Origin of the sequence: Mycobacterium ahvazicum (assembly GCF_900176255.2) — a bacterium.
GTDB classification, from domain to species: Bacteria; Actinomycetota; Actinomycetes; order Mycobacteriales; family Mycobacteriaceae; genus Mycobacterium; species Mycobacterium ahvazicum.
Genome location: NZ_FXEG02000006.1, coordinates 269537 through 282105 on the forward strand (window position 1 = coordinate 269537; position 12569 = coordinate 282105).

Sequence of the window (12569 nt, forward strand, 5' to 3'; positions counted from 1 at the left end):
CCAGGTACGCATCGGCGGGAACCCCCCCCGTGACTCCGCCTCATGGGGCTCCGTCATCTCGCAAGACTAATACATTGACATTAATATTGATCGCTGCGATGCTGACGTGACGTGTGCCACTTCACGTCTTCACGAGATCCGCCCGCAGGCGCTAGGGAGCGAACATGCCGAAAGTCGGTTCAGCGTCGGACGGTCCGCTGGCCGGCCTCGTGGTGGTCGACCTGTCGACGACGCTGCCCGGCGCGCAGGCAACGCAGTTCCTCGCCGACTGCGGCGCCGGGGTGATCATGGTCGAGCCCCCCGACGGCAGTCCGCTGCGCGAGCTCGCCGGCTGGCCGGCGCTGCTGCGCGGCAAGCGCAGCGTGACTTTGGACCTGCACGACGACGCAGACCTCGACCGGTTGCGGGCACTGTTGCGGCGCGCCGACGTGATGGTGAACACGCTGCGGCCGCACACCGCCGAGCGCCTCGGCCTCACTGCCGAGTCGCTCTCGCGCCGGTATCCGCGGTTGGTGGTCGCCAACGTCACCGGCTGGGGCTCGCCGGGGCCGTTCCGCAACTATAAGGGCTGGGAAGCGCTGGTCATGGCCAAGACCGGCGTCATGCACGAGAAGCGCGGACTCGCGCCGCGTCCGGGCCCGGCGTTCACCACGTTCACCTATGCCTCGTGGGGCGCCGCCCATGCCGCTGTTCAGGGTGTGCTGGCCGCGCTCCTCGAGCGGGAGAGCAGTGGGCGTGGCCAAACCGTCGAGACCAACTTGGTGAGCGGCATGGGTTCGATGGATCCCTACAACTGGTTCTACGAGATGGTGCTGCAACGGTATCCGGGCGCATTCGAACCGATGGACGCCGCATACGACGATCAGGGTCGGCCCCAGGCGTACCTCATTTACGCACTGCTGGTGTGTCCGACGAAGGACGGCCGCTGGCTGCAGTTCGCTCAGGTGTCGCCCAAGCTGATCGGCGCCTGGCTGACCGAACTCGACCTGCTCGGGGAGCTCGCCGACCCGAAGTGGCAGGGCTTTCCGATGCTGCCGACCCCCGAACTTCGCACCGAGTGGTGGGACATCATGATCGAACGGGTCGGCGCCCGCACGCTCGCCGAATGGCAGCAGGCCATGGCGGAAAACCTCGACCTGAGCGGGGAACTGTTCCGGAGTCCCGAGGACTCGCTGAACCACCCGCAGACCGCGCACGAAGGGCGCGCCACCACCGTCATCGACCCCGATCTCGGACCCGTACGACAGCCGTCGACCCTTATTCATGCAGACGGCAAGCCGCTGACCCGGCTTCGGCCGGCCCCGCGCATCGGCGAGCACAACGACTCAGTCACCTTCGATCAAGTAGGCGGCGCCGCCCCGCCCGCTCCGCAGGGAGACCACGACGAGCCGCCGCTGAAGGGTGTGACGGTCCTGGAGTTCGGCAGCATGTTCGCCGGACCGTACGGCGCGACCCTGCTGGCCGACCTGGGCGCCCGCGTGATCAAGGTCGAGCCGCTCGACGGCGACAACATCCGCAACCTGGTCGCGTTCCCCGAGGCGGGTGGCGCAAAAGTGCTGCAGGGCAAGGAAAGTGTCGCGATCGACTTCACCAAGCCCGAGGGCCTCGAGCTGGTGTACGAGCTGGCCAAGCGGTCCGACGTCGTCCTGCAATGCTTCCGGGGCAAAGCGGCAGAACGCTCGAAGATCGACGAGGCCTCGCTGCGGGCGGTCAACCCGGACCTGGCGTTCGTGACGACCTCCGGTTACGGAGTCGACGGGCCGTTCGCCCATCGCGCGGCCTACGCACCATCGGTCGGCGCGGCGTCCGGCCTGGCGCAGGTCGACAGCCACGACACGGGCGAGCCGCCCGCCGACCTGGATGACTTGCACCGCCGGGCGGTCAGACTCCACGCGGGCGGGGCCGTCCCAGCCGTGCAGTCCGACGGCATCGCGGCACACGGTGTCGGTTCGGCGCTGCTGGTCGCGTTGTACGCCAAGCGCCGTGGCAAGATGCTGACGAACGTGGTCACGACCATGCTCGCCCCCGCGCAGCAGGCGATGATCGCGTACAACGCGAGCTATGCGTCCCGACCCGCCGAAACGCCCGCGGACGAACAGTTTTTCGGTATGAATGCTCTGTATCGGATGTACCCGGCGGCCGACGGTTATGTCTTTCTTGCCGCGCCGTTGCCGCGCGAATGGCCGGCATTGGCGAAAGCGATGTCGCCGTACGTCGACTTGCACGCCGACGAGCGCTTTGCCGATGCCGACTCCCGAACCCAGCATGATGACGAGTTAATCGCTGCACTAACAACGGTTTTCGTGACTAAGACCAAGCTGGAGTGGGAGCACGAATTGTCCGCTCAAGACGTTGGTTGTGTCGAGGTGGTGGAGGCCAACTCCGAATTGGTGCTGCAGACCGATCCGTATTACGAGGCAGGCTATGCAGTCGACGCGCACAGCCCGATCTTCGAGGAGCACCGTCGGCTCGCGCCGCTGTGCACCTTCTCGCGATCACGGACACGGGCTGATGCGGGATGCACTATCGGGCAGCACACCGATGCGGTATTGCGCGAAATCGGGTTGGACGAAGCGGCGATCGCCGCCCTGAGAGCCAGCGAGGTCGTCGGCGGTAGCTGAGCCTTCAGGTCTCGTCGCGCTCAGCGATCAGCGCGCGGGTCTCGTAAGACACCGGCGCGGTGAGCATTCCGACCCAGGTGTCCACGTAGTTGTGCAGCTGCGCTTCGCTGAGTCCATGGCCCGAACGGCCTGCCGCAGCAAGGACGTTGATCAGGCTGATGTAGAGCTGAAACGTCCGGCCGCGCCGGATCCGCTCGGGCAGATCCTGCAACGCGGCGTCGACCAGCTCTTCCAGCTTCTCCTGGGTCCACTCATCATCGAGGTGATCCGGCCAGTAGTCGCTGCGCGCCCGCGGATCCTCCATGAGCCGAGCCAGGAACGGCGCGAACATCTCGCCCGCGGCGATGCTGTTGGCCAGCGGTCGCACCAGGAGCCACACCACGGCGCGGGGGTCCGCCTCCTTGCCTTGCTCGCGCATCCGCGCGAGCATCTCTTGGCGGTCGATTCCGAGTGACGCCTGGCGGTAGGCGATCAGCGCGCGGATCAGTCCCTCGCGGGAGCCGAAGTGGTAGCGGATCACCGAGGTGTTGGACTGTCCGGCCGCCTGTTGGATTTCCCTGAGCGTGACCGCCTCGATGCCGCGCGTGGCGAACAGCCGCTCGGCGACCTCCATCAACATCACCCGGGTCGACTCACCCGATGCGTTGCGCCTCCGCTCGCCCGCGGGTGACTCCGTTCCCAGCTCCGGCATGGGCCTCCTCCAGTTCGCCTCAGTCTTACCGGCGTCGCCCCTCCATCCAAATAATAATGGCTAGTCATTAGAAATACTGGACTTGCGTCAGGGCAGCTGGCATCATTCGAGTGAGTGGCGGATCCAATGGAGGGCCGATGAGCGTGATCTGGACGAATTCGGGCGACTCCCACTTCATCGAGCCCGACGACCTGTGGAAGTCCCGGTTGCCGAAGGCGCTTGCCGACCTGACGCCGCGCGCCGAGAAGGATCCCGACGGCGAGTACGAGACCGTCTCGGTCGACGGGCAGATCTTCAGGCGCAAGCTGCCGTCGTCGGCGGTGGTGGCCTTTGCCGAGATGAGCTCGAGGCCGCAGGGCACTCGCGATGCGAAGGCCCGGCTCGGGGATCTCGACAACGAGGGCGTCTGGGGCGAAGTCATTTTTCCGTCCCTGGGCATGTGGGCGTCCACCTTCCGCACGCCGGCGCTGCTCAAGGCATGCATGCGGGCGAGCAACGAGTGGGCTATCGAGGAGATCTGCGCGGTGTCGCCGCGATATGTGGTGACCGCCCAGGTGTCGACGCTCGTGGTGGATGACGCTGTCGAGGAGTTGCAGTGGGCCGCGGACAACGGCTTTAAAGCGGTGTTCCTGCCGACCACGCCGCATCCCAGTGCACCGGACTGGCATCGCAAGGAATGGGAACCGTTCTGGGCGGCGGCCGAGGAGGCCGGCATGGTGATCGCGTTCCACATCGGCACCGATCCGGTCGAGGTGACGGCCAGCAACAGCGCGACCGGTGGCGCAGGCCAGGTGTACCGCGGCCCGGGTGGTGCCACCATGAACTACGCCGAGACCACGTTCTCGGGTCAGCGGGCGGCGATGAAGATGGTCGCATCCGGCGCTCTGGACCGTCACCCCAACCTGAAGGTGCTCATCTCCGAGGGAGGTGCGACGTGGGTACCGTTTCTGGGTGACCGGCTCCTGGAGGGATACCGCCAGCACCATCTCGCGGTGCGGCCCAAGCTCACGCGCAGCCCCAAGGAAATCCTGTTCAGCCAGGTCTACGCGTCATTCCAGCACGACGAAACGGCGGTCGCGGCCTATGAGCACATGGGCTACAAGAACGTGATGTTCGGCAGCGACTACCCGCACATGGAGGGCACCTTCGGGCACACCCAGGACACCCTGAAGGGGCTCTTCGACGGCGTGAGCGACGCGACCCGACTGCGCATCACCCAGGGCACGTTCTACGAACTCTTCCCCGACGTTCCGCCAATTCCCGTCGAAAACGTTTGAGCGCGTGCCCAATACAAAGGGTTTACGCGACGTCGCCATTGTGGGCGTCGGTGCCACGCCCTACTACAAGCGTGGCGGGTCGCTGCCTCAATCGATCACCGAACTGGCCGGCGAGGCGATCCTGGCGGCGTGTGCGGACGCCGGCCTACCCGTGACCGAGGTCGACGGCTTCGCCTACTACTCGGGCGCCAGCGCGGGCTACACCGAGAAGATGGACACCGCCGACTTCGTGGAAACGCTTGGGATTCCTGAGATTCGGTTCACCGCCGCGTTGACCTCCGGCGGGGGCGGGTCCGCGGGTGCCATCGGGCTGGCGCGGGCCGCGATCGTCGCCGGCGATGCCTCGGTTGTCGTGACGGTGATGGCGCTGCAGCAGGCGAAACAGCGCCTCGGGTCGGTGTTTTCGGCACTGGAGCCCGATCCGATCAATTCGTTCCTGCAGCCGTCGGGACTGTTCGGCCCGGGACATCTGATGTCGGTGATGGCTCGCCGGCACATGCATCTCTACGGCACCCGCCGCGAGGCGTTCGCCGAGATCGCGTTGTCCACGCGAGCCAACGCGGCGAATCGGCCGAAGGCGATGCACCCCGAACCGCTGACGTTGGACGACTATTTCAATGCGCGAATGATCGCAGAGCCCTTGTGCCTCTACGACTTCTGCCAAGAGACCGACGGTGCCGTCGCGGTGATCACCACCAGCATGGACCGGGCCAAAGATCTGCGGCAACCGCCGGTGCCGGTGGTTGCTGCAGCCCACGGTGGGGTCCGGGACTGGGGCAGGGCGTTCGCCTGGATGGGCATGCCCGACGAATACTTCGCCTCCTCGGGCAACGCGCCCATCGCCAAGCGGCTCTACGAGCAGGCCGGCGTCGGCGCCGCTGATATCGACGTCGCACTGCTCTACGACCATTTCAGCCCGATGGTGCTCATGCAGCTCGAGGACTATGGGTTCTGCGGCAAGGGGGACGGCGGCGAGTTCGTCGAAAGTGGAGCGATCCGGTACGACGGCGGCTCGATTCCGGTCAACACCCACGGCGGTCAGCTCTCCGAGGCCTACATCATCGGGATGACTCACATCATGGAAGGAGTCGAGCAGATGCGCGGGACCGCCATCAACCAGGTCGCCGACGCCGAACTCGCCCTGGTCACCGGTGGCCCCGCGAGCCTGCCCGTGAGCGGCCTGATCCTGGGACGCGCCGCGTGAGCACCGCCGCCGCCACCCTCGCCACTACGATCCCCGGCGAGCACGTCCGGATTGCGATGAACAAGGACACCGAGCCGTTCTGGATCGCCGCGAAACAACGGCGTCTGGTGGCGCCGCAGTGCGCCGACTGCCGGTCCTTCCGGCTGCCCCCCACCCCATTCTGCCCCAATTGCCAGTCGAGACAAGTAAATTGGATCGATCTCAGCGGCGATGCCGTCGTTTACAGCTTCGCCGTCGTGCACGGTTTCCCCGGCATGCCGGATCTGGTGCTGGTGCCGGCGGTCCTCGACCTGCCCGACGCACCCGGTGCGCGACTGGTCTCCAACGTCGTCGACATCGCACCCGCCGACGTCACGATAGGAATGCCTGTGCACGTTGACTTCTCACCGATCGCCGATGGCTGGCTACTGCCCGTCTTCCGGGTCCGCGCTCGGGGCGAGGAGTAACACCGTGTCCGACGACAGCGCTCTGCATGAGAAGCCCCTCGAGTTCCTCAGCAGCATCGCCAACACCGGCGGATCCTGTGACGGTCAGGCGATCCTGCCCCTGAATGGGCATTTCCGCTGTACGTGCTCGTGCGGCGCCTGGGACATCGAGGTCGACGACCCGCAGGAAGGCTTGCGGCAAGCAAGGATTCACACCGGCAGCATGACTGGCTAGATGTTGAGGAGCAGGGGACCATGGGTAATCTAAACGGCAAAGTCGCCTTCATCACCGGAGCAGCGCGAGGCCAGGGCCGCGCGCACGCGGTGCGGCTCGCGGCGGACGGCGCGGACATCATCGCGCTCGACATCTGCCGCGACATCGACTCGATCGACTATCCCAATGCCAGTCCCGAGGATCTCGACGAGACCGCCAAGCTCGTCGAAAAGGAGGGCAGACGTATCGTCGCCCGCCAGGCCGACGTCCGCGACGCCGATGCCGTCGAGCAGGCGGTGGCCGACGGGCTCGCCGAGTTCGGCCGCCTCGACATCGTGATCGCCAACGCCGGCGTCATTCGGCTGGGCCCGGGCGGCGATCGGCGACAGACGTTCCGCGACATCATCGACGTCAACCTCATCGGCGTATGGAACACGGTGGAAGCGGCGATCCCAGCCCTCATCGACGGTGGACGCGGCGGTTCGATTGTGTTGACCAGTTCGAGCGCCGGCCTGAAGGCCCCGAATACCGATCGCGCAGGCGGGCAAGCGTACGGCGCGGCGAAGCGCGGTCTAGTCGCTCTGATGCAGACCTGGGCGAATAACTTGGCGCAGCATTCGATCCGCGTCAACACGATTCACCCGACTGGGGTTGCCACCGGAATGGTGATGAACGACGTGATGGCGGCGATGTTCGAGGCCAATGATCCGTCGCTGGCCACGATGCAGAACGCGCTGCCCATCCCGATCCTGATGCCCGAGGACATCGCCAACGCGGTGGCGTTCCTGGTGTCCGACGAGGCGAAGTTCATCACCGGTATCGCCTGGCCGCTCGACGCCGGCTTCGCGGTCCGCTGATAGCCCGCCAGGCTGCACGGACTATTGCGTCCGTCCCACAACATAGTTAACCTAGTTTGACGAGTTTTCTTTGACCTGTCGCGTCATTCGGTCCAGATTGACAGTCGACTGTCGTATTATGCGAGCCGCGAGTGCTTCGAGTTCGCGCCCGTTCGAAGCCGCACGGAAGGACATCATGATCCAGAATCAGCCCACGGCAACGTGTCCCATGAAGCAGATTGACATGAACGCTCCGGACTCGCCTGCGCTGGCTCACTTCCATTTGCTCGACGAGTGCCAGGACGAGGCCAGACCGGTCTTCCGCAACACCGAGGCCGGTATGGAGTACTGGGTATTCACCGACAACTCGGTGATCCTGGACGGGCTCCAGCACCCGGAGCTCTGGTCCAGCAGCGTGATCGTGCCGACGGATCCGGAGCCGCCGTACAAGTGGATCCCGATCATGCTCGACCCGCCCGACCACACTAAGTGGCGTCATGTGCTGGCGGAGTACTTCTCGCCTGGCCGCGTCAAGGGCCTGCGCGACGCGCAGCAGAAGTTGGCCGCGGGACTGATCGAAGAAGTGGCCGGCGAGGGTGGGTGCGATTTCGTGACGCGGATCTCGCGGGTGTTCCCGTCGACGGTCTTCCTGACCATCATGGGCATGCCCGTCGAGGATCTCGAGAAGTTCCTGGCCTGGGAGGACATGATCCTGCACCAGAGCGGGGCGGGAGAGGAAGTCAACGCGGCCCGGCTCGAAGGCATGACGCACGTGATGGGCTACTTCTCCGGCCTGATTGCGGAGCGGCGCGAGAATCGTGACCCAAGTGCGGACGACATCGTCAGCAAGGCCATTGACTGGACGCTCGACGGCGAACCCATCAACGACCTGGAACTGCTCAACTGTCTCCTGCTGCTGTTCATGGCCGGGCTCGACACGGTCTCCAACCAGCTGTCCTACGCGATGCTGCACCTGGCCACCCATCCGGCCGACCGCGCACGGATCGTTGCCGAACCCGAGCTCATTCCAAAGGCAGTGGAGGAACTTCTACGGGTTTATCCGATCGTGCAGACGGCACGAAAGGCAACCCAGGACATGGATTTTCACGGATGTCCGGTCAAGGCGGGCGACATGGCGTCGTTCTCCCTCGCGTTCGCGGGCCGGGATAAATCGGCCTATGACGATGCCCGCACGGTCAACTTCGACCGCGGCGTCACACGTCACCTATCTTTCGGCGGCGGCCCGCACCGCTGCCTCGGTTCGCACCTCGCGCGGCAGGAGCTGGCGGTGGTGCTGGAGGAGTGGCACAAGCGCATTCCGAACTACGAGGTCTCCGGGCAGCCTATCGAGCACGGTGGTCAGGTGTTCGGCGTCGATTCGCTCAAGCTGACCTGGAGCTGAGCTGATCGGGACCGTCCAAGTTTTAGCGAGCGCAGTGCCTAACACCGTCGGATTCCTTGGCGCCGGACAACTCGGCGAGCCCATGGTCGAGCGGTTGCTCGGCGCCCAACACGACGTCCTGGTCTACGCCCGGCGCGAGGAGGTCCGCCTGCGACTGGAGTCGAAGGGCGCGGCAATGGCCGATTCGGTGGCTGACCTGGCGCGCCGTAGCGACATCCTCATCGCATGCCTGTTCTCGGATGCACAGTTGCGCGAAACCGGGCTGGGCGCAGACGGTTTCATCGCCAACGCTAAGCCGGGTGCAGTGTTGGTGTCTCACACGACCGGCACCCTGTCCACCCTCGAGGCGTTGCGGGATAGTTGTCTTTCGCCGCCGGTCATCCTCGATGCGCCCGTCAGCGGCACCGCGGACGACATCAACGCAGGCAGCATGACCGTGCTGATCGGGGGACCGAGTGACGCCGTCGCCGCAGTAACGCCCGTCCTCAACGCCTATGCCGACCCGGTGGTGGCGACCGGTGCACTGGGCAGCGCGCTGGCGCTCAAGCTGATCAACAACCTGCTGTTCGCGGCCAACGCCCAACTCCTTGCCGCGGCGACGCAACTGGGAGACCGGTTGGGCGTCGCGCCGGACGTGTTGTTGTCCACGCTGCAGGTGTGCAGCGCCAGGAGTCACGCGGCGGAACAGGCGCACCGCGTCGGCGGGATGGACCGGTTCGCGGAGTTGGCCGGGGCGTTCTTGCGCAAGGACATCGCGGCGTGCCGCGAAGCTGCGGTCGAGGCAGGTGTGGAGCTGGGGCTGCTGGACACCGCAGTACGCGAGGGACCGCTGGCGTTGGACCACGCGAGCGCGGGGACACCCTGATGACGGGTCGACTCGCCGGGAAAGTCGCGTTCATCACCGGCGCCGCTAGGGGACAAGGCCGCGCACACGCAGTGCGAATGGCCGTCGAAGGTGCCGACATCATTGCCGTCGACCTCGCCGCCCCGCTACCCGAATCAGTGCGTTACCCATCGGCCACCCCCGACGACCTCGCCGAGACCGTGGAGATGGTGAAGGCCGCAGGTGGTCGAATAATGGCCACCGCAGCCGATATCCGCGATCTGGACGCGCTGCGTCGCGCCGTCGACGCGGGCGTCGAGGCCTACGGACGACTAGACGTCATCGTGGCCAACGCGGGAATCTGCATCCCGTCACCGTGGAACGAGATCACCCCGGAGTCGTTCCGCGACATCATGGACGTCAACGTGACCGGTACGTGGAACACCGTGATGGCCGGAGCGCAGCGGATTATCGACGGCGGCCGTGGCGGGTCGATCATACTGACCAGCTCTTATGCCGGGGTGAAGGTACAGCCGTACATGGTGCATTACACCGCGAGCAAGCATGCCGTAACGGGGATGGCGCGGGCCTTCGCCGCCGAACTGGGAAAACACGACATCAGGGTCAACAGCGTGCATCCCGGTCCGGTCAACACTCCGATGGGGGGTGGCGACATGATCGCCGCGCTGTTCGCCGCGATCGAGACCAACCCGACGCTGAACAACATGGGGACCCCGTTCCTGCCGCAATGGGCCTGCGAGCCGGAAGATGTTGCCGCCGCGGTGTGTTGGCTGGCCTCCGACGAGTCACGCTTCGTCACAGCCACCCGGTTGTCGGTCGACCAGGGCATGGCGCAGTTCTAATGCTGTCGCGTGATCCCCTCGTGCCGGCCCCGTCAGAGCTGGTCGAGATACCACTCGACCAGCGCGACTGACGTCTGCGGATAGCTACGAGCCGTGGCGGCATCGAGTCCGTCGCGCACCAAGAGCCGGGCGAGTCGGTTGTTGATCAGCGACAGGACGAAGGCGGCTAACAGTTGGTAGTAGACGATGTCGCCGGTCACGGTCCCGCCGAATTGCACATAGCGCCTGACGGTTTCGCCGTCGTCGGGTACACCGGGCAGGCGAGCGAAGCCCAGTGCTTCGCAGAGGAAACGTTCGAACATCAGCCACCAACCGAGGTCTATGTCCGGTGGACCAGTGCCTGCGGTCTCCCAGTCGAACAATGCGACCACCGACAAGTCCTCGCCGAAACACATGTTTCCGACGCGGGCGTCGCCCCACACCACCGTCTCGGCATCGGTGTGCGGCGCTGCGGCGAGAATCACCTTCAGGGCCTGTGCGAGCACATCCGCACCGACCACCAAATCGGCGCGACACCACTCGTACCAGCCGCTGAGTTTGTCGAGGTAGCGCTGCAATGCCGTACGGGTCTGGTCGGCGCCGCCTCGGAGGAAACGCAACGTCTCTGGGTCGTCGACGCGGTGCACGTCGACGAGTGCGCGTAGTCCGTTGCTGCACAACAACTCCCGATCGGCAGCGGAAAGGTCGACAGTCCAGCCGCGCTTGTGCCAACTCGGAACGTCCGACGGTGTGCGCCCCCGCACTCGGCGCATCACATAAAACGGCGACCCCAGGACCGCGGCGTCGCGTTCGATGCCAACGATGTGCGGAACTCGAATCCCCTGCGCGCCAAGTCGTTGCATCACTTCGGCCTGTCGCGGGGCGTCGGGTACGGTGAACAACTGGTGGTCTTCTGCCTGTGCGCGCAGTACCAGATCCTCGGAAAGGCGCACGCCGGCCCGGTCGGTCCAGGCGGCGGTGAAGAACACCGTTCGCCCGGAGTAACCGGCTGGCGGAGCGGTGAAATCGGAGACCACGAAGGCGGTCGCTTCCGTACCCGCCAGCCGAAGTGGCAACCAAGCCTGGAGTACCTCGCCCACCCGGTCGCCGACGTCGCCGCGCGTCGAGGTGTACGCCATCTGAAGAACCCCTTGCCCAAGTACTGAACACTACTGTCAGAATAGCGGTCATGGACAACAGTCGGTGGAGCAGTCCGGCGCTTGGAGCCTACGTGCTTCCCGGACGTGTCACCGATTCCGGCGCCGTGATCGGCCAGGCGCAGGCCGCCGAGCGTCTCGGCCTGCGCACGGTGTGGCTCAGCGAGCGGTGGGGCACCAAGGACCTCGGCGTGATCGCCGGCGCGATCAGCCAGGTCACGTCGGGAATCCGAATCGCTTCGGGCATAACGCATTTGCAATCGCGGCATCCCGCATTGCTGGCGTCGCTGGCGATGACGGTGCAGGCGCTCTCGGGCGGGAGGTTCGTCCTCGGTGTCGGCCGCTCGGTGGACGCCATGTGGAAGGCCGTCGGGTTGCCGACCTCTACGAACGCCTCGATCGTCGACCACGCCGACATCTTCCGTCGGCTGTGCCGCGGGGAGAAGGTGCGCTACGACGGACCCGCGGGCACCTACCCGTCCTTGCGGCTCAACGACTTACCCGATCAGCCGGTGCCACCTGTCGTCTTCGCGGCGATCGGGCCCAAGGGCCTGGAGCTCGCCGGCCGTCACTTCGACGGGGTGCTGCTGCATCCATTCCTGACCACTCCCGCCGTGCGCCGATCGGTTGAGCTCGTCCGCCGCGCCGAACGCGCGGCTGGGCGGCCGACGGGCAGCGTGCGGGTGTACGCCACCGTGGTAGTGGCCTGCGAACTCCCTGCCGACGAGGAACTCGCGCTCGTCGGCGCCCGCGCGGTGACCTACTACCAGATTCCGGGCTTCGGAGAGCGACTGGCGGCCGTCAACGGATGGGATTCAGAGCCGTTGAGCCGGTTGCGATCCCACCCCCTGCTCGACGGGATCAGAGGCTCGGCGGACTCCGTGCTCACCCGGGAGCAACTCGTCGAGGTCGCGTCGCTGTTGCCCGCGGCATGGACCGGCGAGGCGGCGGCGGTCGGATCGGCGTCCGCCTGCCACCAGGTATTTCACCGCTACCGAGCGGCAGGGGTCGACGAGCTGGTCTTGCACGGGAGTACACCCGAGCGGCTCGGCCCCCTCTTCACGCGGGCGGGCTGAT

Annotated in this window: 12 protein-coding genes; 10 read left to right on the forward strand and 2 right to left on the reverse strand. The window is 65.9% G+C overall.

Annotated elements, in window-relative coordinates; all coding sequences use genetic code 11:
• Positions 1-164 precede the first annotated feature (164 nt).
• Entirely contained in the window at positions 165-2621 is a 2457-nt protein-coding gene (locus MAAFP003_RS28370) for a CaiB/BaiF CoA-transferase family protein (RefSeq protein WP_096290771.1), read from the forward strand.
• Positions 2622-2625: 4 nt separating this feature from the next.
• Here MAAFP003_RS28370 and MAAFP003_RS28375 read toward each other — a convergent pair whose 3' ends face one another.
• Positions 2626-3312 (reverse strand): TetR/AcrR family transcriptional regulator, encoded by a 687-nt coding sequence (locus MAAFP003_RS28375; RefSeq protein ID WP_036473822.1) that lies wholly within the window; start codon positions 3310-3312, stop codon positions 2626-2628.
• Positions 3313-3449: 137 nt separating this feature from the next.
• Here MAAFP003_RS28375 and MAAFP003_RS28380 point away from each other — a divergent pair, with 137 nt between their 5' ends.
• From MAAFP003_RS28380 to MAAFP003_RS28415, 8 genes are all read left to right on the forward strand, one after another.
• Entirely contained in the window at positions 3450-4589 is a 1140-nt protein-coding gene (locus tag MAAFP003_RS28380; RefSeq protein WP_036473823.1) for an amidohydrolase family protein, read from the forward strand.
• A gap of 4 nt (positions 4590-4593) precedes the next feature.
• Entirely contained in the window at positions 4594-5793 is a 1200-nt protein-coding gene (locus tag MAAFP003_RS28385) for a thiolase C-terminal domain-containing protein (RefSeq protein ID WP_036473825.1), read from the forward strand.
• A complete protein-coding gene (locus tag MAAFP003_RS28390) occupies positions 5790-6239 on the forward strand; it encodes a Zn-ribbon domain-containing OB-fold protein (protein WP_036473827.1) in 450 nt (149 codons plus the stop codon). The genes MAAFP003_RS28385 and MAAFP003_RS28390 overlap by 4 nt, the downstream gene beginning before the upstream one ends.
• A gap of 4 nt (positions 6240-6243) precedes the next feature.
• The gene (locus tag MAAFP003_RS28395) at positions 6244-6453 is read left to right on the forward strand and encodes a hypothetical protein (protein ID WP_036473829.1); all 210 of its coding nucleotides are present in this window, start codon (positions 6244-6246) and stop codon (positions 6451-6453) included.
• Positions 6454-6473: 20 nt separating this feature from the next.
• Positions 6474-7289, forward strand: coding sequence for a mycofactocin-coupled SDR family oxidoreductase (locus MAAFP003_RS28400; protein WP_036473831.1), 816 nt, complete (start codon positions 6474-6476; stop codon positions 7287-7289).
• A gap of 208 nt (positions 7290-7497) precedes the next feature.
• The gene (locus MAAFP003_RS28405) at positions 7498-8670 is read left to right on the forward strand and encodes a cytochrome P450 (RefSeq protein ID WP_051641732.1); all 1173 of its coding nucleotides are present in this window, start codon (positions 7498-7500) and stop codon (positions 8668-8670) included.
• A gap of 34 nt (positions 8671-8704) precedes the next feature.
• A complete protein-coding gene (locus MAAFP003_RS28410) occupies positions 8705-9535 on the forward strand; it encodes an NAD(P)-dependent oxidoreductase (RefSeq protein WP_036473833.1) in 831 nt (276 codons plus the stop codon).
• Positions 9535-10356 carry a mycofactocin-coupled SDR family oxidoreductase gene (locus MAAFP003_RS28415; RefSeq protein WP_036473836.1) on the forward strand — a complete coding sequence of 274 codons (822 nt, stop codon included), beginning with the start codon at positions 9535-9537 and terminating at the stop codon, positions 10354-10356. Before MAAFP003_RS28410 ends, MAAFP003_RS28415 begins: the two co-directional genes overlap by 1 nt.
• A gap of 32 nt (positions 10357-10388) precedes the next feature.
• On the opposite strand, the gene MAAFP003_RS28420 is transcribed toward MAAFP003_RS28415, so the two are convergent.
• Positions 10389-11474, reverse strand: coding sequence for a phosphotransferase family protein (locus tag MAAFP003_RS28420; protein WP_036473838.1), 1086 nt, complete (start codon positions 11472-11474; stop codon positions 10389-10391).
• Between the two features lie 50 nt (positions 11475-11524).
• Here MAAFP003_RS28420 and MAAFP003_RS28425 point away from each other — a divergent pair, with 50 nt between their 5' ends.
• A complete protein-coding gene (locus MAAFP003_RS28425; RefSeq protein WP_096290772.1) occupies positions 11525-12568 on the forward strand; it encodes a TIGR03857 family LLM class F420-dependent oxidoreductase in 1044 nt (347 codons plus the stop codon).
• The last annotated feature ends 1 nt before the right edge of the window (position 12569 follow it).

What these genes read in the sequence shown, in the direction of transcription:
- MAAFP003_RS28370 (WP_096290771.1), top strand. Translation starts at nt 165, where the DNA reads ATGCCGAAAGTCGGTTCAGCGTCGGACGGTCCGCTGGCCGGCCTCGTG.
- MAAFP003_RS28375 (WP_036473822.1), bottom strand. Translation starts at nt 3,312, where the DNA reads ATGCCGGAGCTGGGAACGGAGTCACCCGCGGGCGAGCGGAGGCGCAAC.
- MAAFP003_RS28380 (WP_036473823.1), top strand. Translation starts at nt 3,450, where the DNA reads ATGAGCGTGATCTGGACGAATTCGGGCGACTCCCACTTCATCGAGCCC.
- MAAFP003_RS28400 (WP_036473831.1), top strand. Translation starts at nt 6,474, where the DNA reads ATGGGTAATCTAAACGGCAAAGTCGCCTTCATCACCGGAGCAGCGCGA.
- MAAFP003_RS28405 (WP_051641732.1), top strand. Translation starts at nt 7,498, where the DNA reads ATGAAGCAGATTGACATGAACGCTCCGGACTCGCCTGCGCTGGCTCAC.
- MAAFP003_RS28415 (WP_036473836.1), top strand. Translation starts at nt 9,535, where the DNA reads ATGACGGGTCGACTCGCCGGGAAAGTCGCGTTCATCACCGGCGCCGCT.
- MAAFP003_RS28420 (WP_036473838.1), bottom strand. Translation starts at nt 11,474, where the DNA reads ATGGCGTACACCTCGACGCGCGGCGACGTCGGCGACCGGGTGGGCGAG.
- MAAFP003_RS28425 (WP_096290772.1), top strand. Translation starts at nt 11,525, where the DNA reads ATGGACAACAGTCGGTGGAGCAGTCCGGCGCTTGGAGCCTACGTGCTT.